The sequence below is a fragment of the Streptomyces sp. P6-2-1 genome (genome assembly GCF_050613165.1).
Lineage (GTDB): Bacteria > Actinomycetota > Actinomycetes > Streptomycetales > Streptomycetaceae > Streptomyces.
In genome coordinates, this window is sequence record NZ_CP192513.1 from 5,020,986 (window position 1) to 5,044,443 (window position 23,458).

At 74.9% G+C, this 23,458-nt stretch carries 14 protein-coding genes and 2 pseudogenes; 11 read left to right on the forward strand and 5 right to left on the reverse strand.

What is annotated here, in order from left to right; translation table 11 throughout:
• Positions 1–178: 178 nt before the first annotated feature.
• Complete coding sequence (locus ACQYWQ_RS21550; protein ID WP_007822171.1) at positions 179–358, reverse strand: DUF6104 family protein; 180 nt, start codon at positions 356–358, stop codon at positions 179–181.
• Positions 359–927: 569 nt separating this feature from the next.
• On the opposite strand from ACQYWQ_RS21550, the gene ACQYWQ_RS21555 reads away from it, so the two are divergent.
• The 11 genes and pseudogenes from ACQYWQ_RS21555 (at position 928) to ACQYWQ_RS21605 (ending at position 16,350) form a co-directional block, all read left to right on the forward strand.
• Positions 928–3,231, forward strand: coding sequence for a trypsin-like peptidase domain-containing protein (locus ACQYWQ_RS21555; protein WP_431036722.1), 2,304 nt, complete (start codon positions 928–930; stop codon positions 3,229–3,231).
• A gap of 146 nt (positions 3,232–3,377) precedes the next feature.
• Complete coding sequence (locus ACQYWQ_RS21560; protein ID WP_431036724.1) at positions 3,378–4,424, forward strand: AAA family ATPase; 1,047 nt, start codon at positions 3,378–3,380, stop codon at positions 4,422–4,424.
• Between the two features lie 5 nt (positions 4,425–4,429).
• Positions 4,430–8,128 carry an SAV_2336 N-terminal domain-related protein gene (locus tag ACQYWQ_RS21565; RefSeq protein ID WP_431036725.1) on the forward strand — a complete coding sequence of 1,233 codons (3,699 nt, stop codon included), beginning with the start codon at positions 4,430–4,432 and terminating at the stop codon, positions 8,126–8,128.
• Positions 8,129–8,245: 117 nt separating this feature from the next.
• Positions 8,246–8,425: an FxSxx-COOH cyclophane-containing RiPP peptide gene (gene fxsA / locus ACQYWQ_RS21570; RefSeq protein WP_431036727.1), complete on the forward strand. Its 180-nt coding sequence runs from the start codon at positions 8,246–8,248 to the stop codon at positions 8,423–8,425.
• A 145-nt stretch (positions 8,426–8,570) separates the two neighbouring features.
• Positions 8,571–9,818: an FxsB family cyclophane-forming radical SAM/SPASM peptide maturase gene (locus ACQYWQ_RS21575; RefSeq protein ID WP_431036728.1), complete on the forward strand. Its 1,248-nt coding sequence runs from the start codon at positions 8,571–8,573 to the stop codon at positions 9,816–9,818.
• On the forward strand, positions 9,815–11,338 hold the full coding sequence (locus ACQYWQ_RS21580) for an aKG-HExxH-type peptide beta-hydroxylase (protein WP_431036730.1): 1,524 nt from the start codon (positions 9,815–9,817) through the stop codon (positions 11,336–11,338). The genes ACQYWQ_RS21575 and ACQYWQ_RS21580 overlap by 4 nt, the downstream gene beginning before the upstream one ends.
• A 125-nt stretch (positions 11,339–11,463) precedes the next feature.
• Positions 11,464–14,469: an FxSxx-COOH system tetratricopeptide repeat protein gene (gene fxsT / locus ACQYWQ_RS21585; RefSeq protein ID WP_431036732.1), complete on the forward strand. Its 3,006-nt coding sequence runs from the start codon at positions 11,464–11,466 to the stop codon at positions 14,467–14,469.
• 155 nt (positions 14,470–14,624) lie between these two features.
• Positions 14,625–15,059: a CU044_2847 family protein gene (locus ACQYWQ_RS21590; protein ID WP_431036733.1), complete on the forward strand. Its 435-nt coding sequence runs from the start codon at positions 14,625–14,627 to the stop codon at positions 15,057–15,059.
• Positions 15,059–15,373 (forward strand): annotated as a pseudogene (locus tag ACQYWQ_RS21595) (magnesium chelatase); the annotation flags it as partial. The gene ACQYWQ_RS21590 and the pseudogene ACQYWQ_RS21595, both read left to right, overlap by 1 nt.
• A 71-nt stretch (positions 15,374–15,444) precedes the next feature.
• Positions 15,445–15,609, forward strand: a pseudogene (locus ACQYWQ_RS21600) (tetratricopeptide repeat protein); the annotation flags it as partial.
• A gap of 30 nt (positions 15,610–15,639) precedes the next feature.
• Entirely contained in the window at positions 15,640–16,350 is a 711-nt protein-coding gene (locus tag ACQYWQ_RS21605; RefSeq protein WP_431039288.1) for a tetratricopeptide repeat protein, read from the forward strand.
• A gap of 105 nt (positions 16,351–16,455) precedes the next feature.
• On the opposite strand, the gene ACQYWQ_RS21610 is transcribed toward ACQYWQ_RS21605, so the two are convergent.
• From ACQYWQ_RS21610 to ACQYWQ_RS21625, 4 genes are all read right to left on the reverse strand, one after another.
• Positions 16,456–20,259, reverse strand: coding sequence for a multifunctional oxoglutarate decarboxylase/oxoglutarate dehydrogenase thiamine pyrophosphate-binding subunit/dihydrolipoyllysine-residue succinyltransferase subunit (locus ACQYWQ_RS21610; protein ID WP_431036734.1), 3,804 nt, complete (start codon positions 20,257–20,259; stop codon positions 16,456–16,458).
• A gap of 338 nt (positions 20,260–20,597) precedes the next feature.
• Complete coding sequence (locus tag ACQYWQ_RS21615) at positions 20,598–21,710, reverse strand: HAMP domain-containing sensor histidine kinase (RefSeq protein ID WP_431036735.1); 1,113 nt, start codon at positions 21,708–21,710, stop codon at positions 20,598–20,600.
• 67 nt (positions 21,711–21,777) lie between these two features.
• Positions 21,778–22,515, reverse strand: a complete 738-nt coding sequence (locus tag ACQYWQ_RS21620) for a response regulator transcription factor (RefSeq protein WP_164283088.1) — start codon at positions 22,513–22,515, stop codon at positions 21,778–21,780.
• Positions 22,516–22,710: 195 nt separating this feature from the next.
• Entirely contained in the window at positions 22,711–23,433 is a 723-nt protein-coding gene (locus ACQYWQ_RS21625) for a spermidine synthase (protein ID WP_431036737.1), read from the reverse strand.
• Between the last annotated feature and the right edge of the window lie 25 nt (positions 23,434–23,458).

The following is a 23,458-nucleotide window of genomic DNA, read 5'->3' on the forward strand; positions in this document are numbered from 1 at the left end:
CCGCCGCGCCGCGTCGTCGGCGTCCCGCGTGATGCCCACACCCGCGCCCACGCCGACGACGAGGGCCCCCGGTCCTCGCCGGTCCTCCCCGCTCCTGGCCCGTCCTCCCCGGTCCTCCCCGCTCCTGGCCCGTCCTCCCCGGTCCTCGTCAGTCGTCGTCAGTGCTCGTCAGTGCCCGTCAGTCCTCGTCCTCGTCGTCGAGGCGGGCGAGCCAGGTGGCGAGGCGCTCGACCGGGACCTCGAAGTCCGGGTTGAGGTCGACGAAGACGCGGAACTGCTCGGCGAGCCACTCGAAGCTCACCTCTTCCTCGCCGCGCCGCCGCTCCAGTTCCTCGATACCGCGGTCGGTGAAGTACATGGCGTGCTGCTCCGTGTGGTTGGGCCGGTGGCTGAAGGGGTAAGGGCGGCGGGCAGGGGCCCGAGGCGTGCCGGGCGCGCCGGGTGCCCGAGGCATCGCAGGTGCCCGAGGCACAGGATAGGCGGGCCAGGTGTCCCGTTTCCTCCTCGCCCCCGCACCGCACAGGGGCTAATCTGCTCTGCCCGCGCGCCACGACCGAACGGCGGCCCACCGGCCCCCGCCAGGCACGCGGGAGAGGAACGGGGGACACACGGCATGGGGGACCACGCGACCCGCGGGACAAGCGGGAAGACGCGGCTCAGGACGGACCGCCCGGTGGCCACGGGGCCCGCGGGAGGGGACACCCGCGCGCGGTACGCGTCGGCCGGCGCCGACGGGTGGGGTGTCACTCGTGCGGGTGAGGACGCGCCACGGGCCACCGGGGCGGCCGCGGTGGCAGCGTCGGCCGATGCCGACGGCCCGGTGCGAGGGGCACGGGGACCTGCGGCGGGCGCGTGCGCGGCGCGTGCCGCCCGCGCGGGCGGGCCCGCTCCGGCGTGCGGGGCGCGGAACGCCGGGGGTGCGGGGCGGTGAGCGGCGGCGAGGGGCAGCCGGTGTGGGAGATCCTGGAGGATCTGACGAAGGCGGCGACCGTCCGCATCCACGTTCCCCGAGCCGGGTATAGCCCTCTCGACACCGTCCAGGAGGCCGGGCTGTTTCTCGGCAGCGGCTTTCTCGCCGCGCCGCAATGGGTCCTGACCTGCGCGCATGTCCTCTACGACGGGGCGGCACAGCGGCCGATCGGGAAGGGGGAGCGGGTGACCGTCTGCCAGGTGGGTCCCAGCGGTCTCCCCTTCGCCCTCGAAGGCGAGGTCGCCGCCGTCCTCCCCGAGCACGGCCCGGCGACCGGCTCCTGGCCGGCCCCCGACCTCGCGCTCGTACGGCTGCGCAGACCCGCCCCGTACACGTGCGCGTACCTCTCCGACCGCCCCGCCGCCACCCAGCTCGACGGCAGCGCGCTCTACCAGGTCGGCTGGATCGACAACGGCGGCACGCTGACCCTGCGCGGCGGGGCCGTCACCGTCGCCGGGACGCTCGGCGGTCCCGGCGAGGCCGAGCAACTGCTGCTCAAGGGCGAGGGGTTCATCGCGGGCTCGTCGGGCGGCCCGGTCGTCGACCTGCGGCGCGGCGAGGTCGTCGCCGTCGTCAAGTCCCGGCTGCGCGACGGCGGCAGCGGCTCCGCCGTCGACATCGCCTGCCTGCGCTCCCTCGCCGTGCCCGGGCTCCTCGCCGAGCGTGCCACCCCGCCCTTCGGCACGATGCTCCCCGAGGGACCCTGGTGGGAAGGCGCGGGTACGGGGCCCGTCGGGACCGACATCGCGGCGCCCGCCCCCGCCGCGGGACTCCCCGGGCCGCGCGCGCGGGACCCCGAGGCGCACGGCGGCGCACCCGCTCCCGTACCGGAGCCGCCCGAACCCGACGAGGACCTGTACCAGGCCCTCTACCGCGACCACGACCGCTACCACGCGTCCCAGCTCGGGGGCGGCGCGCCCACCTGGACCGATGCCCAGCGCGCCCTGTGGGGCGAGGGCGCCCGCCCGGGCCCCCTCGACCGCGCCCGCCTCTACGGCCTCTTCGCCGGGCTCCCGCACCCCGCCGCGCCCGCCGAACTCGCGACGCTCCTGCGCGCCCTGCCCCTCGACCTCTACGGGGCCGACCGCCCGCACCTGCCGCGCGCCTGGCGCGACGGCTTCGGCGTGCTGCGCGACCGGGCGGGCGGCGCGCGGGACCCGTACGCGCTCGCGCTGCGCTACGTCCTCGCTGTCCTCCACGCGGTGACCCCGCTCGTCGCAGGGACCCCGCCGCTGGCGGGAGGCCCGGCCGCCGCCGCGCCCCGCGAGGCCGCGGACGCCCTGCGCAGGCTGCGGGACTGGGCGGAGGCCGCCGCCGACGAGCTGCCCCCGGAGATCCGCGCCCTCTACCACACCGAACTCGCCGACTGGTGGCGAGTTCACGAACGCCCCGTGCCCCCGCTCCCGCGCCCCCGCAGGCGCACCGCGCGCCGGGCCGTCGTGCTCCGCGTCGACGCGCTCGGCTGGCAGCCCGGGCACGTCACCTGGGGCCTGGCCGTGGAGGAGGGCGAGCCGGGCGGCCCCGAACCGCTCACCGAGTCCGTCCACGAGAGCGCCGACGCGGTACCGCTGCGCGCCCTGCCCGCCGCGCTCGCCGCACCGCTCGCCGACGCCTTCCAGCGCTGCGACGAGCCCGGCGCCCCCGCGATGCTCCACGTCGCCCTGCCGCACGACCTGCTCGGCCTGGAGATCGACACGTGGGCCGATCCCTCGGGCGGCGGCGCGCTCGGCACCGTACGGCCCGTCGTCGTGCGCTGCGCGAGCCGCGAGCAGTTCGGCCCTTCGGCCGAGGTCGACCCCGTGCGCTGGGCGGCCCTGCACCCGAGCGGTCCCGGCGCCGACGGCGTCCACGGCAGCGTCCTCGACTGCGCGGGAGGGCTGCCGCGCACGCTCGCCGACGACCTCGTCACGCTCCCCGCCGAGATCCCCGTCCTGTGCCAGTACCGGGGCCCCAAGCACCCCGTGACCCACGACGCGCTCCCGCGCCTCGTGCGCGCCGGGTACGGGGTCGCGCTGTGGCGGCGCAGGGGGGAGTTCTCCCGCACGTACGGGATGGTTCCCGGGTACGCGTACGACGGGAACTGCTCCGGTTTCCACACCCGGGTCGGACAGGAGGTGCGCGCGGCGCACAGCGCGGCACAACTGCCCTACGTGCTGCACGACTGGCGGCGCGCCGCCGAGCACGGGCAGGGCTGGTCGGAGGGCGTCGTGCTGATGTACGACCCACCGCGCGCCGCCCCCGCGCTGCTTGCTCCCCCGTGAAAGACCTGACGGGGCGTCGGGCCGCTCGCTACCGTGTGGCCCGTGCCCCGTACGGCCGGAGCGCCCCGCGCCGGGGGCCCCGGCGGGCCCGACGACGAGACGAGACGACCGAGCGACGCCGCAGACCAGTGACGAGGGAGCCGATCATGAGTGAGGCCGCAGTGTCCGAGGAGCCCGGTGCCGTGGCCGGGGAGTGGCTCGTCTACCGGGGTGCCGGGGAACCCCACGACGGGATCGACAGGCTCCCCGCGCCGCCGCCGTGGCGCGACTTCCGCCACCGCGCGAGCGAGACCCCCGGCGGCGCCGAGACCCGCCGCCTCGGCGCGCACCGCGCCCACACCGTCTCGCTGCGCCCGGGCGCCGAGGAACTCGAAGTGATCAACGCGGCGCTCTACCTGCGCCGCCCGCTCCTCGTCACGGGCGGCCCCGGCGTCGGCAAGAGCTCGCTCGCGCACGCGGTCGCCGACGAACTGCGTCTCGGCGACGTCCTGCGCTGGCCCATCGTCAGCCGCACCACGCTCCAGGACGGGCTCTACCACTACGACGCGATAGCGCGCCTCCAGGACGTGCAGATCGCCGCCCACGACCCGGAGGCCGCCGCCGGGGGCCCCGGCTCGCCCGCGCGCATCGGCGACTACATCAGGCTCGGCCCGCTCGGCACCGCGCTGCTCCCCTCCGCGCGCCCCCGCGTCCTCCTCGTCGACGAGCTGGACAAGAGCGACATCGACCTCCCCAACGACCTCCTCAACATCCTGGAGGAGGGCGAGTTCGTCATCCCCGAACTCCAGCGGCTCGCCGACCGGCTCCCCGGCAACGAGGCGGAGGTCCTCACCTCGGACGGCCGGAAGGTGCGGATCAAGGACGGCAGGGTCGCCTGCACCCACTTCCCCTTCGTCGTGCTCACGAGCAACGAGGAACGCGACTTCCCCGCGCCGCTCCTGCGCCGCTGCATCCACCTGGAGCTGGGCCGCCCCGACCACGAACGCCTCGCCAACTTCGTGCGCGCCCACCTCGGCCGCGAGCGCGAGCGCGACGCCGACGACCTCATCACGCGCTTCCTGGAGCGTTCGCGCACCGAGTTGCTCGCGGCCGACCAGCTCCTCAACGCCATCCACCTCACCGGCGCGGCCCCGGGGCTCGACCGCGACCGCCTCGCCGAGCTTCTCATCCAGCGACTCGACCGCCCGAGGTGAGCCCGATGCGCGACTTCGCCGCCATGCCGCACCACGGGGAGGACAACGCCGGGGGCCCGGTCGAGCCCGGCCCCCTCCCGCGCCGGACGAGCGGCTCGCCGTCCGGCACGGGGACGGGGTACGGGACGGGGTACGGGACGGGCGGCGCCGTACAGGGCCAGGGGCCGCGACACGAGCCGATGAGGCCGCACGCGCCCGAAGCCCCGGCGACCGGCCCCGACGGCGGCCCCGCGCCGGGTGAACCGCCCGGCCCCGCGCCCGGTGAACCGCCCGGCCCCGCGCCCAGCGAGCCGCCAGGGCCCGCCCGGAGGTCCCCCGCCGACGGCGCGCCCGAGGCGCCCCGCGCCGCCCCGTCCCCGCTCTCCTCGCTCGTCCTCACCCTGCGCACCGCCGGGCTCGACCCCGACGCCGAACAACTCGGCGACGCGCTGTGGCTGGCCGGGCGCATCGGCGGGGCCACCGGCGAGCGCGGCAGGGGGGAACAGGGCACGCGGCGGGAGAGCGGCGGCCCGCCCCTGCCGCCGCCCCCGGGCCCCGTACCGCCCGTACCGTCCGCGGCGCCCGACGAGACGCCCTCGCCCGCGGTGCCGGAGACCGGCGGCTCGGGCGGGACCGTCGGGCTCTACGCGGGGCGCGGCGAAGGGGCGGGAGGCCCGCGCGGCGGGACCGCGGGGCCCGGCTACGCCGTCGGCGACGCCGTGCCCGGGCGCGGGCTGCGCATCGGCGTGCCCGCCGCGCCCGCCTTCGGCTCCACGCTCGACCTCCAGCGCGCCCTGCGCCCCCTCCAGCGCTTCCGCACCGCGGGCACCCGGCGGCGCAAGGTGCTCGACGAGACCGCGACCGCCGAACTCTCCGCGCGCGCCGGCGGCCTCGTCCTCCCGGTCTACCGCACCGTCGAGCGCCGCGAGGCGACCCTCCACCTCGTCCTCGACGCCTCCCCCTCGATGCGCGTCTGGGAGCGCATGTTCGAGGAGCTGCGGCAGGTCTTCTCGCAGCTCGGCGCCTTCTCCGGCATCCGCTGCCACTACCTCCACGAGGGCCCCGATGCCGCCGCCCCTCCCGTCCTCGCCGCGGCACCGGGCGAAGGACCCCGCTACGGACCCGAACGCCTCGCCGACCCCACCGGGCGCAGCCTCACCCTCGTCGTGAGCGACTGCGCGGGCGAGCTGTGGCGCACCGGGCAGGGCCACCGGCTGCTGCACCGCCTCGCCCGCTCGGGCCCCGTCTCCGTCCTCCAGCCGCTCCCGCAACGCCTGTGGAACCGCACCAGGCTCCCCGTCGTCTTCGGCCGGCTCACCCGCGCGGGAACCGGCCGGCTCCAGGTCGCCGAACGCACCACGCGCCCCTCGCCCGAGGCCCTGCCGGTGCCCGTCGTCCCGCCCGTGCCCGCGGCGCTCGCCTCCTGGGCGCGGCTCATGACCGGGCGCGGCGGCGCCGCGGTCACCGGGGCGATCGGCTGGGTACGCCCCGACCAGCCCGTGGGGGCGGCTCCGGCGCGCAGCGCCGAGGTCCCCGCGCTCCAGCGCGTCAGCCGCTTCCGCGCCGCGGCCTCGCCCCTCGCGGGGCGCCTCGCGACCCACCTCGCCGCCGCCCCGCTCTCGCTGCCCGTCATGCAACTCGTGCAGCGCACGATGCTCCCCGGCTCAGGGCCCGCCGAACTCGCCGAGGTCCTCCTCGGCGGACTCCTCAAGCAGTGCGACGAGGACCCCGCCACCGGGCCCTGGTACGCCTTCGCGCCCGGCGTGCGCGAGGCGCTGCTCGGCCCGCTCGGCAGGGACGAGGCCGCACTCATCCTCAAGCACTGCTCCGAGTACGTCACCCAGCACTTCGGCAAGGGCGGACCGAACTTCCCCGCCCTCGCCCTCGCCCAGCTCGACGGCGGCCCCGCGCTGCCGCCCCCCGCCGAGGGCGACCGGCTGCCCGCCGGCGGGAGCGAGCCCTACGAGGGCAGGGACGGCGAGGGGTACGAGGGCAGGGGCGAGGAGGAGGAGTCCGCCGCGCGCGGCCCCGGGGGCGTACCGCAGCCCTTCGCCGAGGTCGCCGCCGAGGTGCTGCGGCGGTTCCTGCCCGTATCGCCCGTGCCCGAGGGCGAGGGCGGCCTCCCGCACCCCGCGCTCGGCGCCGCGGACGGCCTCGTCGCCGAGTACGAGCGGCACGGCATGGTCCAGTCGCTCATGGACGCCGCCCAGCTCCTGCGCAGCGCCGTACGCCAGCAGCAACAGCCCGCGCCCGAACTCCTCGCCACGTGCGCGGCGACCCTGCTGCGCCTGTGGCGCGTCGAACGCGGCGAGGCGATGCTCCAGGAGGCGCGCGGCCACGCCGAGGCCGCCGTCGCCGCCTCGCGTGCGCCCGCGCACCGCGCCGTACTCGCCCAGGTCCTCGCCGCGCTCGCCGAGGACGCGCGCCGCCGGGGCGCCAGGGCCGAGGGCCTCGACCTGCTGCGCGCCGCCGAACGCCAGTACGCGGCCGCGTGCGCCGCGCCCGGGCTCGACCCCGCGCACGCGCTGCGGCTCACGCTGGAGCGCGTCGGCGTCCTGGAGAGCCAGTTCCGCATCAGCGGGGACAGCTCGCTGCTCCAGAGCGGCGTCGGGATGCTCGAAGCGCTCGCCGACGCGCGCGCGGGCGAGGAGGACGAGGTCCCCGCCCTGCTCGCCCTCGCCCACGGGCGGCTCCTCCTGCGCCTCGCGGGGCTCGCGGGCGAGAGCGCCGAGACGCGCGCGCGGGCCCGCCGCGCCGCGCACTCGCTGCGCACCGCGCTCGACCTCGCGCCCCCGGCGCACGACGAGTCCGCGCTGCGCCCCGACGACCGGCCCGCGGTCGTGCTCGACCTCGTCGACGCCCTCCTCGCCTCGGGTCCCGAAGGGCTCGCCGAGGCCGCCCGCCGACTCGCCACCGCGCTCCCCGCCGCCCGCGGCCGCCACCGCAGCGAACTGCTCGCCCGTACCGCGCGCCTGCACCGCGCCCGCTACACGGAGAACGCCGATCCGGCCGAACTCGACGCGGCCGCCGAGCACTTCGGGCAGGCGCTGCCCGGCATCCCGCGCGACAGCGCGGCCCACGCGCGCCTCCTCGCCGAGTGGGGCCAGACCCTCCTGGACCGTGCCCGTCTCGGCGACGGCGAGCACGCGGCCAGGGTCGCCCGCGCCAACCGCGCCGTCCAGGTGCTCCGCAGCTGCCTCACCGAGACCGGCAGCCAGCACAGCGCGGCCCCGCACCGCGAACTCCTCCTCGGCCGCGCCCTCGTCCACCGCCACCACCTCACGGGCGACCGCGTCGACCTGCGCGAGGCCGAGTTCCACCTCGGCATCGCCGCGCGCCGCACCCGCGCGCCGCTGGCCGCGGCGACCGCGCACCTGGAATGGGGGCAGTGCCTCCTGCTCGCCGCGACCGGCGCCAGCCGCCTCGCGCGCTACGGCGAGGCGGCCGACGTCTTCCGCGCGGCGGCCCGTGCCGGGCGCCGCGCCCAGGAGGAGGCCACCGACGACCGCGACCGCGCCACGGCCGTCTCGCGCACCGCCCAGGCCCACCACTGGCTCGGGCGCGACTACGCCGGAGCCGCCCAGCCGCGCGCGGCCCGTACCGCCTACCTCGCGGCCCTGGAGGAATGGAAACGCTTGCCAACGGGCATGGAGGTCATGGGCGAACCCACTCCCCGGCAGACCGCGCAGGAGCTGGCGGACCTGGCCGACCGGCCCGCGAACTGACCGCGGCGCGCGCCGGGCCGAGGGCACGCCGCGGGAGGACGGGGCCGTTGGGGCGCGCCAGGAACCGGGACAGTGCCGTCCCGCTCCGCACCGAGCCGCATCGACGAGGGGGACCACATGACGCACGACAGCAGCGGAGCACCCGGCACGCCCGAGGCGCTCCCCGACCTCACCGCACTCGACCTGCGTGCCCTGCGCGCCCTCGACCACCCGGTGCTCGGCGAGGTCATCGACGGGCTCCGCGAGCGCGCGGGGAACTCGACCGAGATGCTGTGGGGGTTCAACAACGCGATGTGAGGACCCGCGCGGACTCCGCGTTTCGGACGGGCGGAGCGGCGAACCGGACATCGGGGCCCTAGGAGGTTTCGCCCCGTACGACGGGCGGGAGACCCACCACACGGGGCACGGGACCGCCCATCGACCGGACCTGGGGGAGCGAGCAGTGCCAGCCACCACCCCCTCGGCACCGGGCCGCGGGCACCGGGACGGCAGCGGGGGAGCGGGCGAAGCCCCGTACCCCTTCCGGCAGTTCATCCTCAAGACGCACAGCAGGTGCAACCTCGCCTGCCGCTACTGCTACCTCTACGAGGGCCCCGACACGAGCTGGCGGTCCCGCCCGGCCGCCGCGTCGCCCGAGGTGCGCGCCCGTACCGCGCGGCGCATCGGGGAGCACGCGGCCGCGCACGCGCTGCCCGCCGTCTCGCTCGTGCTGCACGGCGGGGAGCCCCTGCTGGGCGGCGCCGGTCCGCTCACCGAACTCGTGGCGCTGGTGAGACAATCCGTGCCCGCGGGGTGCGAGGTGCACGTCACCGTGCAGACCAACGGCACCCTCCTCACCGAGGCCGCCGTGCGCGCCCTGGCCGACGCGGGCATCCGTATCGGCCTGAGTCTCGACGGCGGCAGGGCCGCGCACAACAGGCAGCGCGTCGACCACGCGGGGCGCCCCTCCTTCTCTGCCGCGCGCGACGCGGCCCGTCTCCTCGCCGCGCACCCCGAGGCGTACGCGGGCATCCTCACCGTCGTCGACACGGACACCGACCCCGTCGAGCTGTACACCTCGCTCCTCGCGCTCGGCCCGCCCGCGCTCGACCTGCTCCTCCCGCACGGCAACTGGTCGAAGCCGCCGCCCCGCCTCGACGGCGCCCGCCGCCCCGCCAGCGGGCCGACCCCCTACGCCGACTGGCTCTGCGCCGTCTTCGACGCCTGGTGGGGAGCCCCGCGCCGCACCACCCGGATACGGCTCTTCGAGGAGTGCCTCGCGCTCCTGCTCGGCCGCCCCGCGGCGACCGAGTCGCTCGGACTCGACCCCTTCACCGCCGTCGTCGTCGAAACGGACGGCGCCATCGAGCAGGTCGACTCCCTCAAATCCGCCTACGAGGGCGCCGCGGCCACCGGCCTCGACGTCTTCCACCACTCCTTCGACGCCGCACTCGGCCACCCCGGCGTCCGCGCCCGCCAGTCAGGCGCCGCCGCGCTCGCCGCCGAGTGCCGCGCCTGCCCCCTGCTCCGCGTCTGCGGCGGCGGGCACTACGCGCACCGCTACCGCGAGGGCACCGGCTTCGCCAACCCCTCGGTGTACTGCGCCGACCTGAAGAAATTCATCCGCCACGTGGCGGTCGCCCTGGACCGGGCGGCGCGGGGAGCGCCCGGCGAGCCGCGGCCGGCACCCGTCCCAGGAGCCCGCCGATGACGCGCGCAGTCCCGCCGTCCGTACCGCCTTCCGGCCCGTTTGCCGTACCGCCGTCCGCCCGCCCCTTCGCCGCCTCGTCCCTCGTCCCGCCGTCCGTCCTCGGCGAACTCGCCAGGACCGAGGGCGGCGAGGCGACACTCGACCACCTCGTCCACGACCAGGCCAACCGCAGGCTCCTGCTGCTCCGGGCGCTGCTCGACACCGTCACCGACGCCTCGTCGGCCCGCGTCACGCCCGCCGAACGCCGCCGCGCCGCCGCCGACTGGGCCCTCCTGGAGGCCGCCGAGGCCGAGGGCCCCGAGGCCGCCGCCCGCGTCCGCGCCCTGCTCCTCCACCCGCTCACCGGACCCTGGGCCCGCCAGACCCTCGCCGCCGTCACCGCCGGCGAACCGGCCCCCGGCGACCGCGACCTCGGCCTCGCGCACTTCGGCGCCCTCGCCTTCGCCGCCGCCGTGGCCGCGGGGCTCCCCGTCACCACGGACCTCACCGCCCACGACGGCGCCCTGACCCTCCCGGGGATCGGGACCCTGCGCGTCCCCGGCACGGCACCCGTGCGCGTCACCGCCGCGCACTCCGCGGGCGCGATACGCCTCACGCCCCGCGGCGCGCCGCGCGTCACCGTCTTCACGCGCCCGGGCCACGAGGCCTGGTCGGCCGACGCCGACTGGCTCCCGCCGCACGCCCTGCCCCCGCTCGTCCCCGGCGGCGTCCCCGTACCGCTCGACGACACGGGGCCCTACCGCGCGGCCCCCGGGGTGCGTCACCACTCCCTGAGCGAGCCGGTGACGCTCGACGACGCGAGCCGCAAGCCCTGGTACGAGAGCTGGGCGGGCACCGCGCCGCTCCTCGCCCTCGGCGGGCCGCACCGGCTCGCCGAGGCCACGCGGCTGCTCCACTCCCTCGTCCCGCTGCGCACCCCGGCGAGCCGTGCGGGGGACCGGGCGGGAGGCAGTTGCAGCGCGACCCGCAAGGACGCCTTCGGGGTCGTCCTGGCGAGCGTGCCGCCGAGTCCCGTCGCCTTCGCCGCGCTCCTCGTCCACGAGCTGGGGCACGCCAAGCTTTCCGCGCTCGGCGAGCTGACCCCGCTGCACGAGGCGGGCCCCGCCGCGGTCTACTTCGCCCCCTGGCGCCCCGACCCGCGCCCCTTCGACGGCCTCCTCCAGGGCGTCTACAGCCACCTCGCCCTGGCCCAGTGGTGGCAGGCGTACGCGCTGCGCGGCCCCGAGGGACCCGAACGCGACCACGCCTGGGCGGAACACGCCCGCTGCCGCGAGATGGTCGCCGCCGCGCTGCCCCCGCTCGTGGGCTCCGAGGCGCTGACCCCCGAGGGCCGCGCCTTCGCCGACGGGATGGTCGCCGTGCACATCGAGCTGTCCCGCACCGATCCGCCCGCGGGACACCTCGCGCGGGCGCGTGCCTACGTGGACACGAAGCGGAGCGCGTGGCGCAGGGAGCGGGACCGGACAGCCGTTCACACGTTCGGGCGAACCGCGCGGAAAGGTGACCGCGAAGGCTTCTGACGGCTCGTGAAAACACTTCGTCGCACGGTACGTTGAGGGGAATCGAACCACCCGCGGTGTGTCCATCGCGGGGCATGCGAAGGGCCCGGCGCCGCGGGGCCGGGACGCAGCCGGGAGGGTGTCGTATGACCACGGGGACAGGGACGAGCGGTGGCGCGGGCCGGCCGCTGGCCACGGAGCCGATCACCATCAGCTTCGCCGGCTTCAACCGCGCCTGGGCCGCCTGGATCGGCCACCGCCTCAACCTGCGCGGGTACCAGGTGTCCTTCCAGCGCTGGGACCCCCCTGTCACCGAGAACCTGGAGACGAGCTTCTCCGACCTGGTGCTCGCCCCCGGCAAGATCCTCCTGATCCTCAGCGACTGGTACTTCCAGCTCGGCCCCCGCACCTCGCCCGAGTGGAACGCCGCGCTGCGCTCCGTCGTCCCGCCGCACCGCGAGCGCTTCGCGGCGGTCAGCGTCGCGAGCGGCGCCCTGCCCACGGCGACCACGGCGCTCGCCCCCTCCGAGCTGACCGGCATCGGCGAGCGCGAGGCCGAGCGCCGCGTCCTGCTCGCCCTCGGCCTGCCGACCGACCGCCTCCCCGCGCGCGTCCACGCCACCCCAGGACCCCGCTTCCCGCTCGACACCCCCGAGGTCTGGGGCGCGGTCCCGCGCCGCAACACCCGCTTCACGGGCCGCGAGACGCTCCTGGGCGAGGCGTACCACTACCTCACGGAGGCCGGTGAGGGCGCGGGCGTCCTCACCCTCAACGGCATGTCGGGGGTCGGCAAGACGCAGCTCGCCGCCGAGTACGTCTACCGCTTCGGCTCCGAGTACGACGTCGTGTGGTGGATCAGCGCGGAGAACCGCGGCACCTACCGGCGCGGCCTCGCCGAGCTGTCCACGGCGCTCGGCCTGCGCACGGGTGACGAGTACGGCGAGCGGCTGCGCGCCGCGCTCGACGCGCTGCGGCGCGGCGACCCGTACGCCAGGTGGCTCATCGTCGTCGACGGCGCCGACGAACCCGAGGAGGTCTGGGACCTGCTCCCGACCGGACCCGGCCACGTCCTGATCAGCTCCCGCAACACCGACTGGAGCCAGCACAACAGCCGTCTGCTCGACGTGCCGGTCTACGCGCGCGACGAGTCCGTCGCCTTCATCCGCCGCCGCGCGCCCCGTCTCGACGAGGCGGAGGCGAACCAGCTCGCCGAGGCCCTCGGCGACATGCCGCTCGTCCTCGACCAGGCGGCCGGCTGGCTCAAGGACTCGGACATCTCCATCGAGCAGTACATCGAACTGCTGGAGGAGGGCGGCGACACGAGCGTCGTCAAGGTCTCCGCCGACTTCCCCGCGGCCTTCCAGACCGCGTGGAGCATACTGCTCAACCGGCTGCGGGACACCGTGCCCGAGTCCATCGACCTGCTGCGCCTGTGCACGTACTTCGCCCCTGGGCTCATCCCCGTGTGGTTCCTGCGCGACCTGCCGTCGAAGGGCGTACCGGAACAGCTCGTCGGCCTGCTCAACGACCCGCTCCGCTGGAACAGGGCCGTCAACCAGCTGCGTCAGTACTCGGTCGTCCGCCTGGAGTCCCACGAAGGGGCCACCGAGGACGCCCAGTCCGGAGAATCCCTCTACCTGCACCGAATGGTCCATCAAATCGTGCACAGCGACATCTCGGCGGAGGAGGGCCTCGGTCTCGCCGACACGGTGCGGCGCGCCCTCGCGCTCGCCGACCCCGGCCGCCCCACCGACACCCGCAACTGGCCCCGCTACGCCGAGATCGTCCCGCACCTCAAGTACGCCGACGTCCTGCACAGCACCGACGTCGACGTGCAGCGCCTCGTCCTCAACTGCCTGCGATACATGTACCTCTCGGGCGAGTACGACGCGGGGCGGACCTTCGGGCAGCGCGCCCTGGAGACCTGGCGCGAGGTCCTCGGCCCCGAGCACCCCAGGGTCTGGGACGTCACCCACCACTACGCCAACGTCCTGCGCACCCTCGGCGAGTACGGGCCCACCGAGCGGATCGAGCGCCCCGCCGTCGAGTTCCTGCGCCGTACCAAGGGCGAGGACGACCTCGATCACTTGCGCGCGGTCGGCGGGCTCGCCGCCGACCTGCGCGGGCTCGCCCGCTTCGAGGAGGCCAAGGAGCTGTCGCTCTGGCTCGCCGACGCCTACCGCGAACTCGTCGGGCCCGAGGACTCCCGCTACCTCAGCGCGTACAACAACGTCGCCGTCTCGCTCCAGCTCCTCGGCGACTACGAGGGCGCCCTCACCATCGACCGGCAGATCCTGGAGGACCGCCGCAGGCTGCTCGCCAGGCGGCACCCCTGGACCCTCTTCTCGGAGATCTCCTACGCGACCGACCTGCGCCTGCTCGGCCGCAACGAGGAGGCCTGCTCCAACCTGGAGATGAGCGTCCGCGAGAACCAGCTCGTCATGGGGAGCGACCACCCGCAGACCCTGCGGGCCGAGTTCGGGCTCGCGATGGGCCGCTACCGCATGGGCCAGCGGCAGGAGGCCGGCGCGGCGCTCGCCTCCGTCGTCGAACGCTGCGAACGCGTCATCGGCGGCCGCCACCCCACCACGCTCCTCTTCCTCGCGAGCCTCAGCTCCTACCTGCGGGAGCACGGCGACATCGACGAGGCGCGCAGGACGGGCGAGCGTCTGGTGACCTCGTACCGCAGGACCCTCGGTGAGGCGCACCCCTACACCGCGGGGGTGCGCGGCAACCTCGCCCTCGTCCTGCGCAACCTCGGCGAGCGCGAGCAGGCCCTGGAGCTGAGCGAGGACGCGCTCGCCACGATGGAGCGTGCCGTCGGCCCCTGGCACCCGTGGTCGCTCGGCTGCGCCATCAACACCGCCGCCATCCGCAATGTCCTCGGCGACGTCGAGGGCGCGGAGCGCCTCACGGCGAAGACGGCGGTGCAGGCCACCGAGTCCCTCAGCCGCACCCACCCGCTCACCCTCAGCGCCCGTATCGCGCACGCCGCCGATCTGCGGGCGCTGCGCAAGCGCGAGGCGGCGGACAAGGAGGAGTCGGCCGCGCTCGACGACCTCGCCCAGACGCTCGGCCCGCAGCACGTCCACACCGTCTCGGCCCGCTCCCGGCAGCGCCCCTTCTGGGACTTCGAGCCGCAGACGACCTGAGGGAACACGGCGAGGGCCCCCGGGGAGCGCGGGATGCCCCCCCGGGGGGGCCTCGCGCCGGGCGCGGGCATGTCGTGGGCCCGGGCGTAATATTCAACTCCCTTACGGGACAATGGAGTTGAAGCGCGCGTGGCGTGCGAGGCGAGGGGGAGAGCATGACGGAAGCGGCGGAGCCGGCGAACGCACCGGACGACGACATCCCGATCTTCGTCGACCCGGGCGTGCCCGCGCCGCGCGAGGGCGACGCCCTGTGGGACGACGTCCGCGCGCGGGGAAACGGCGCGGAACGCGTCGGCGCGGTCGTCCGCAACTCCTACGGCGAGGCACTCGACCTCGCCGAGCGCTGCGCCCGCCAGGCCGCCACCCGCTTCCACGCGCTCGGCCGTGCGGTGCGCCCCGAGGAGGTCGAACTGCAACTCGCCATCCGCGTCGAGGCCGGAGGCACCGTCGGCCTCGCCAAGTCCACCGCCGAGGCACAGCTCCAGCTCACCTTCCGCTGGGCCCCGGGGCGCACCGCGCCCGCACTCACCGAAGCGGAGGCCCGCGAGGAGACGATCGTGCCGCCGCCCGCGGAAGCGGACGCGCCCTGATGACCGCCCCCGAGCACCCCTCCCCGCAGGACACCGGGGCGGGCATCCTGCCGTACAGCCTCGTCGGCGGCCAGCAGGACGCGAAACGCGCCCTGGAACTCCAGTACGTGGAACCGGCGATCCGCGGCGTGCTGCTCAGCGGCCCGCGCGGCACCGCCAAGTCCACCGTCGTGCGCGCCTTCGACCTCATGGCCGAGGGCCTCCTCCCCGTCACCCTCCCCATCAACGCCACCGACGACCGCGTACTCGGCGGCTGGGAACTCGATGCCCTGCTGCGCGGCAGAGCGAGCGAACAGCCGGGCCTGCTCGCCGAGGCAGGGGGCCGCGGCCTCCTCTGCATCGACGACGAACGCCGGCCCGCGCCCTCAGCGGCCTTGCCGCCGACCTGCGCGGGCTCGGCCGCTACGAGGAGGCGTACGGCCTGTCGGTACGCGTCGCCGAGACCTACCGGCGGCTCCTCGGCGCGCAGGCGGCCCAGACCCTCAACGCGGACAACAACATCGCCGCCACGCTGCGGCTGCGCGGCGACTACGCGGGCGCCCTCGCCCTCGACGCGCGGACACTGCGCGCCCGCCGCGCCGTGCACGGCCCCGCCCACCCGTGGACGCTCTTCTCGGGTCTCTCCCACGCGATGGACCTGCGCCCGCTCGGGCGGTACGAGGAGGCCCACGCCCTCCTCGCGGAGAACGCCGCCGCGCACGCGCGCCACCTCGGGCCCGAGCACCTCCAGACCCTGCGCGCCGAACAGAACCGCGCCCTGTGCCTGGCCGCGCTCGGGCAGGCGGCGGAGGCAGGGGCCGTGCTCGCCCGGGTCGCCGCGAGGGCGGGGCGCTCCTACGGCGCCCGGCACCCGCTGACGCTGCTCTTCCGCAACAGCCTCGCCTGCCACCTGCGCGAACACGGGGACCTGGGGGAGGCGGGGGCGCTCGCGCAGGCGGTGGCGGACGACTACGCGCGCGCGTTCGGCCCCCGGCACCCCTTCGCCGCGGGCGCGCGCGGGAACGTCGCCCTGGTCGCGTACCGGCGTGGCGGGCCGCGTACCGCGCTCCGCCTCGCCGAAGCGGCCCGCGCGGACCTGGAGGCCGCCGTGGGCCCGGCGCACCCCTGGACCCCCGCTGCGGGCCTCAACGCGGCCGCCTGCCGCGCCGCGCTCGGCGAGCGGGAGGCGGCGGCCCGGCTCCGCGCCCGTACGACCGGTGCCGCGGCGGGGACACCCGGGCCCGCGCACCCCCTCGCCCGCGCCGCCCGCGCGGGGCTGCCCCTGTGGGACTTCGAGGCGTACACGACGTGAGCGGGTGCCGGACGCGGGAAGGCCCCGCCCCCACCGTTCCCGGTGGGAGCGGGGCCTTCCCGCTCACGCGTCGGCGCTTCGGCGCGCCGCGGGGCCTCGCACGCCTCAGGCGTCGAAGACCTCCGCCACGAGCTGTGCCTGCTCCTGCTGGTGGCGCTTCGCCGAGCCCACCGCGGGGGAGGAGGAGTGCGGGCGCGAGATACGGCGCAGCCGCTGGCCGTGGGGGATCGCCGCGCCGACCGAGAGGTCGATGTGGTCGATCAGGTTGAGCGCGATGAACGGCCAGGCACCCTGGTTCGCCGGCTCCTCCTGGGCCCACAGGAACTTCTCGGCGTTCGGGTACTTGGCGAACTCGGCCTGGATCTCCGCGCCGGGCAGCGGGTACAGCCGCTCCAGGCGGATGATCGCGGTGTCGTCCGCGCCCCGCTTGGTCCGCTCGGCCTCCAGGTCGTAGTAGACCTTCCCGGAGCACAGCACGATCTTGCGGACCTTCGCCGCGTCCACCGTCGTGTCCCCGATGACCGGGCGGAACTGACCGGAGGTGAACTCCTCGGCCTTCGACGTCGCCGCCTTCAGGCGCAGCATCGACTTCGGCGTGAAGACGACGAGCGGCTTGTGGTGCGGGTTGTGGACCTGCCAGCGCAGCAGGTGGAAGTAGTTGGACGGGAGCGTCGGCATCGCGACCGTCATGCTCTTCTGCGCGCACAGCTGGAGGAAGCGCTCGATGCGGGCCGAGGAGTGGTCCGGGCCCTGGCCCTCGTAGCCGTGCGGCAGGAGCAGCGTGACGCCGGAGGTCTGGCCCCACTTCTGCTCGGCCGCGGTGATGTACTCGTCGATGATCGTCTGCGCGCCGTTGATGAAGTCGCCGAACTGCGCCTCCCACAGCACGAGCGCCTCGGGGCGGGCGAGCGAGTAGCCGTACTCGAAGCCCATCGCCGCGTACTCGCTCAGGAGCGAGTCGTAGACGTTGAAGCGGGCCTGGTCCTCGGAGAGGTACTGGAGCGGCGTGTAGTCCTCGCCCGTGACGCGGTCGACGAGCACCGCGTGGCGCTGGCCGAAGGTGCCGCGGCGGGAGTCCTGGCCCGCGAGGCGGACCGGGGTGCCCTCCATGAGCAGGGAGCCGAAGGCGAGCATCTCGCCGGTGCCCCAGTCGATGGCGCCTTCCTCGATCTGGGCCGCGCGCCGCTGGAGCTGCGGGAGCAGCCGCGGGTGCACGGTGACCCGCTCGGGGATGTTGACCTGCGACTCGGCGATCCGCTTGACGACCTCGGTGGAGATCGCGGTGTCCACGTTGACGGGGAACTCGGCCTGCGGCTGCACGACCTCGGTCTCGCCGGGCGTCGTGGTCGCCTCGCGGACCTCCGTGAAGACCTTCTCCAGCTGGCCCTGGAAGTCCTGGAGCGCCTGCTCCGCCTCTTCCAGCGTGATGTCGCCCCGGCCGATGAGGGACTCGGTGTAGAGCTTGCGCACCGAGCGCTTCTTGTCGATGAGGTCGTACATGAGCGGCTGCGTGAAGCCGGGGTTGTCCGACTCGTTGTGGCCGCGGCGGCGGTAGCAGATGAGGTCGATCACGACGTCCTTGTTGAACGCCTGACGGAACTCGAAGGCGAGCCGCGCGACGCGGACGACGGCCTCGGGGTCGTCGCCGTTCACGTGGAAGACCGGTGCCTCGATCATGCGGGCCACGTCGGTGGCGTACATCGAGGAGCGCGCGGACTCCGGGGGAGCGGTGAAGCCCACCTGGTTGTTGATGACGACGTGCACGGTGCCGCCGGTGCGGTAGCCGCGCAGCTGCGACATGTTGAGCGTCTCGGCGACGACGCCCTGGCCGGCGAAGGCCGCGTCGCCGTGGAGCGCGACGGGCAGCACGGTGAAGTCGGTGCCGCCCTTGTTGATGATGTCCTGCTTGGCGCGCGCGATGCCCTCGATGACCGGGTCGACGGTCTCCAGGTGCGAGGGGTTCGCGGCGAGGTTGACCTTGATCTGCTCGCCGTCGAGGCCCGTGAAGACGCCCTCGGCGCCCAGGTGGTACTTGACGTCGCCGGAGCCGTGCATCGACTTCGGGTCGAGGTTGCCCTCGAACTCGCGGAAGATCTGCGCGTACGACTTGCCGACGATGTTGGCGAGGACGTTGAGGCGGCCGCGGTGGGCCATGCCGATGACGACCTCGTCGAGGCGTGACTCGGCGGCCGCGTCGAGCACGGCGTCGAGCAGCGGGATGACGGACTCGCCGCCTTCGAGGGAGAAGCGCTTCTGGCCGACGTACTTCGTCTGGAGGAAGGTCTCGAACGCCTCGGCGGCGTTGAGGCGGCGCAGGATGCGGAGCTGCTCCTCGCGCTCGGGCTTCGCGGTCGTGGCACCGCGCTCGACCCGGTCCTGGATCCAGTTGCGCTGCTTGGGGTCCTGGATGTGCATGAACTCGATGCCGATGGTGCGGCAGTACGAGTCGCGCAGCACGCCGAGGACGTCGCGCAGCTTCATCATCGTCTTGCCGGCGAAGCCGCCGACGGCGAACTCGCGCTCCAGGTCCCACAGCGTCAGCCCGTGCTCGGTGATGTCGAGGTCGGGGTGCTTGCGCTGGTGGTACTCCAGCGGGTCGGTGTCGGCCATGACGTGGCCGCGGACCCGGTAGGAGTGGATCAGCTCGAAGACGCGGGCGGCCTTGGTGACGTCGTCGTCGTGCGAGGCGTCGATGTCGCGGTTCCAGCGAATCGGCTCGTACGGGATGCGCAGCGCCTTGAAGACCTCGTCGTAGAAGTCGTTGTCGCCGAGCAGCAGGTTCGCGACGATGCGCAGGAACTCGCCCGATGCCGCGCCCTGGATGACGCGGTGGTCGTACGTCGAGGTGAGGGTCATCACCTTGGAGATGCCCAGCTTGTTCAGGGTGTCCTGCGAGGTGCCCTGGAACTCGGCCGGGTACTCCATCGCGCCGACGCCCATGATCACCGCTTGGCCGGGCATGAGGCGCGGCACGGAGTGGACGGTGCCGATGCCGCCGGGGTTGGTGAGCGAGACGGTGACGCCGGAGAAGTCGTCCATCGTCAGCTTGTTGTCCCTGGCGCGGCGGACGATGTCCTCGTACGCCTGCCAGAACTCGAAGAAGTTGAGCGTCTCGGCCTTCTTGATCGCCGCGACGACCAGCTGCCGGTCGCCGTTCGGCTTGACCAGGTCGATGGCGAGGCCGAGGTTGATGTGCTCGGGCTTGACGAGGGTGGGCTTGCCGTCCTTCGTCGTGAACGAGTTGTTCATCGACGGCATCGCCTTGATCGCCTGCACCATCGCGTAGCCGATGAGGTGCGTGAAGGAGATCTTCCCGCCCCTGGCCCGCTTGAGGTGGTTGTTGATGACGATGCGGTTGTCGAAGAGCAGCTTCACGGGGACCGCGCGCACCGAGGTGGCCGTCGGCAGCTCCAGCGAGGCGTTCATGTTCTTCGCCACGGCGGCGGAGGGGCCGCGCAGCGTCACGAACTCGGGGCCCGTCGGCTCGGTCTCGGCCGGCTTCGCCGAGGGCTGCGGCTGCGCCGGGGTCTTCGCCGCGGGCGCGGGCTTCGCCGCGGCCTGGGGCGCGGCGGGCGCGGCCTGCGCGGGCGCGGGCTTCGCCGGGGCCGGAGCGGCCTGCGCGGGCGCGGCCTGCGGCGCGGGCGCGGCGGCCTGCGGGGCAGGGGCGGCGGGGGCCGCGGGCGCGGCGGAGGTGCTCGTACGGGCCGGGGCGCTGCCCGGCTTGTAGTCGGCGAAGAAGTCCCACCAGGCACGATCGACCGAATTCGGGTCCTGGAGGTACTGCTGGTAGATCTCGTCCACGAGCCATTCGTTCGCGCCGAAGGCAGCAGCAGGGTCCGAGCCCTGCTTGCCTTGGCCGACCGGCTCGGTCGAGATGCTCGTCGAGTTACTGGGGGACTGTGGCGACACGGCGGTAACCGCCCTCTTCCGCTTCTCACAAGGTGATGGACAGCGGGAATAAAGGCTACGCCTCCGGGGCCCGCGGATGCAGGCCGGGCCGGTGATCCGTCGCGTAAGTCACATCCAAGAAGGTGTTTCGCCGCTGTGATTGGCGGGAAACAACCGTGAATTTGACCTTCGCTTCCGGCCCCCGCGACTCCCTTGGCGCGCCGGCGGCGGGCCTTCCCGCCGGGGGCTGGGCAACCCGGTGCCGGTACGTGCCCCTGCCCGGGCCCTGAACCGGGTGATCGACCCGGCGCGAGGCCCCTGACCTGTTCACATACGGAAGAACGGGCTCCCCTGGCAGCCTACGTCAACTGCCCGTCCAACGACTTCCCCGGAAGTGTGACGTGCATGCGGCAGCCCCGCGCTGATTCGGCCACGCGGATACGGCCGCCGTGGAGGTCCACGGCCCAGCGGGCGATCGCCAGGCCGAGCCCCGTACCGCCGTCGCCCCCGGGGGAGCCCGCCTTCTGCACGTGCGGAAGGGCCCCCCTGTTGAAGCGCTCGAAGACGCGGTGCCACTCGGAGCGCGGGATGCCCGGGCCCTCGTCCATGATCTCCAGCTCCAGGGAGTCAGGGGCTGCCCCCGCGCGCGCCCGCACCGTGACCTTCCCCGCCGCCGGGCTGTGCTTGACCGCGTTGTCGATGAGGTTGGCCACGACCTGGTGCAGCCGCTCGGGGTCCGCGTAGGCGGTCAGCTCGGGCGGCGAGACGTCCAGGGCCAGGTGCACGTCGCTGCGCGTGTGGCTCCCCGAGTCCGAGGCGAGCTTGCGGCGCGCCACAGCGGCCCCCGTGAGCTGCGCCTCCTTGAGAACGCCCGAGAGGTACGGCCACACCTCGAAGCGCCGCGCGCGCAGCGGGACGGCGCCGTGGTCGAGCCGCGAGAGGTCGAGCAGCGTCTCGACGAGCCGCCCGAGCCGCTCCGTCTGCTTGAGCGCCGTGCGCATCGTCTCGGGGTCGGCGGCCGAGACGCCGTCCACGACGTTCTCCAGGACCGCGCGCAGCGCCGCGATCGGGGTGCGCAGCTCGTGCGAGACGTTCGCGACCAGCTCCTTGCGGTGGTGGTCCTGCGCCTCCAGGTCGTCCGCCATGCGGTTGATCGTCTCGGCGAGCGAACCCAGTTCGTCGCCGCGGTCGGCGCCCGAGACCCTGCGGGTGTAGTCGCCGTGCGAGATCGCCCGCGCGACCGTCGTCATCTCGGCGAGCGGGGACGCGAGGCCGTGCGCGACGAACTGCGTGATGAGGAGCGTCGCGATGACCGAGAAGACCGTGATGAACCGCAGCTCGGTGTCGGTGCGCAGGGCCACGAGCAGCAGCCCGGTGGTGATGAAGACGGAGAGCACGACGAGCGTGCCGAGCTTCGCCTTGATCGGGAAGGGCCGCAGCCGCGTCCCCGCCCCGTCCTGGTACTGCGCCATCACTTTCCTCCCCCTCGCGCGGCCCGGGAACCCGCGTCCCCGCACCGCGCCACGGCCCCGCGCCGCGTCACGGCGCCGGGGTCTCCAGCGCGTATCCCACGCCGTGCACGGTCCTGATCCGCTCCGCGCCGATCTTGCGGCGCAGCGCCTTGATGTGGCTGTCGACGGTACGGGTCCCCGAGGCGTCCGCCCAGTCCCAGACCTCGGCGAGCAGCTGCTCGCGCGAGAGCACCGCGCGCGGGGTGCCGGCGAGGCACACGAGCAGGTCGAACTCGGTCGGCGTCAGGTGCACGTCCTCGCCGCGCACCCGCACCCGCCGCTGCGCGTGGTCCACCTCCAGCTCGCCGAGGCGAAGGACACCGCTGCGCGGCGTCGCCGCGGCGAGCGCGGCGCGCTCGACCCTGCGGAGCAGCACGTGCACGCGCGCGGCGACCTCGCGCATCGAGAACGGCTTGGTCATGTAGTCGTCCGCGCCCACACCGAGCCCGACGAGCATGTCCGTCTCGTCGTCGCGCGCCGTGAGCATGAGGACGGGCACCGGCCGGTGCGCCTGCACGCGGCGGCACACTTCGAGGCCGTCGAATCCGGGCAGCATGACGTCGAGGACCAGCAGGTCCGGCTGCCACGCCTCGGCGGTCTCCACCGCCGACGGCCCGTCCTGCGCGGTCTGCACGAGGAAGCCCTCGGCGCGCAGCCGGGCCGCGACCGCGTCCACGATCGTCGGGTCGTCCTCGACCACGAGTACGCGCCGCTGTGCCCCGGCGGCCGGTGCCGTGCCGCTGTGGGAGGTCTGTGTCTGCTCCATCGCCCCGCCCTGAAGGTACGTGTGTCGTCCGTTCCGCTTCTGCCCCGAGCCCGGGAGGCCAGACATGAGCCTGCTCACTCACGGGAACACGCACGGGAACACGTCCGTCCGACGCGCGCGCCCGGCCGACAGTGCGGGGCCGGGGGTGGGGGGTCCGCGGTCCGTCAGAGCGTACGGGCACCGGGCGCCGCTTAGCTATGCGGGCCGCAGGGCGAGATGCACGACGTCCGGAACGCCCCGGGCAACAGGGACTTCTTCGGTACGCACCCCCTGGAACCCGGCATTCCGCAAGGCTTCGTCGAAGGCGGGCGAGGGCTGCGCGGACCACACGGCGAGCACCCCACCGGGCGTCAGCCGCTCCCGGCAGGCGGCGAGTCCCGCCGCGTCGTACAGCCCGTCGTTGCCCTCGTCGACCGTCCACCCCGGGCCGTTGTCGATGTCGAGGCACAGCGCGTCGAAGCGCTCCCCCGGGGCGCGCAGGTGCGCGACGAGGTCGGTGCGCAGGATCTCGGTACGCGGGTCGGCGAGCGCCCGCGCCGTGTACGCGCCGAGCGGGCCCGTACGGTGCCACTCCACGATCGCCTCCTCGCGCTCGGCGACGACGATCCGCCCCCAGCGCTCCTGCCCCGCCGCGCGCACGAGCGAGAAGCCCACGCCGAGGCCGCCGATGAGCACGCGGGGCGCGGGCCGCCCGTCGAGCGCGCCGAGCGCCGCGTCGAGCAGGAGCCGCTCGGAGCGCCCGTCCGATGTGTCCATGAGGAACGTGCCGTTGGCGATGATCTGGAGCAGGTCCCCGTGCCGCCGCAGCACCACCTCGCCGTACGGTCCCTCGCGCCGGTCGAGCACCTCGGGCGGGGTGCCGGGGCCGGGGCCGAAGCGGGTGCCGGGGAACTCCTCGTCCGGCAGAGCGGTGCTCATCGCACGTACCTCCTGGATCGATCGC

Excerpts from the sequence above, each read along its gene's own strand:
- ACQYWQ_RS21550 (WP_007822171.1), bottom strand. The coding sequence starts at position 358 with ATGTACTTCACCGACCGCGGTATCGAGGAACTGGAGCGGCGGCGCGGC.
- ACQYWQ_RS21560 (WP_431036724.1), top strand. The coding sequence starts at position 3,378 with ATGAGTGAGGCCGCAGTGTCCGAGGAGCCCGGTGCCGTGGCCGGGGAG.
- ACQYWQ_RS21565 (WP_431036725.1), top strand. The coding sequence starts at position 4,430 with ATGCGCGACTTCGCCGCCATGCCGCACCACGGGGAGGACAACGCCGGG.
- fxsA (WP_431036727.1), top strand. The coding sequence starts at position 8,246 with ATGACGCACGACAGCAGCGGAGCACCCGGCACGCCCGAGGCGCTCCCC.
- ACQYWQ_RS21580 (WP_431036730.1), top strand. The coding sequence starts at position 9,815 with ATGACGCGCGCAGTCCCGCCGTCCGTACCGCCTTCCGGCCCGTTTGCC.
- fxsT (WP_431036732.1), top strand. The coding sequence starts at position 11,464 with ATGACCACGGGGACAGGGACGAGCGGTGGCGCGGGCCGGCCGCTGGCC.
- ACQYWQ_RS21590 (WP_431036733.1), top strand. The coding sequence starts at position 14,625 with ATGACGGAAGCGGCGGAGCCGGCGAACGCACCGGACGACGACATCCCG.
- ACQYWQ_RS21615 (WP_431036735.1), bottom strand. The coding sequence starts at position 21,710 with ATGGCGCAGTACCAGGACGGGGCGGGGACGCGGCTGCGGCCCTTCCCG.
- ACQYWQ_RS21620 (WP_164283088.1), bottom strand. The coding sequence starts at position 22,515 with ATGGAGCAGACACAGACCTCCCACAGCGGCACGGCACCGGCCGCCGGG.
- ACQYWQ_RS21625 (WP_431036737.1), bottom strand. The coding sequence starts at position 23,433 with ATGAGCACCGCTCTGCCGGACGAGGAGTTCCCCGGCACCCGCTTCGGC.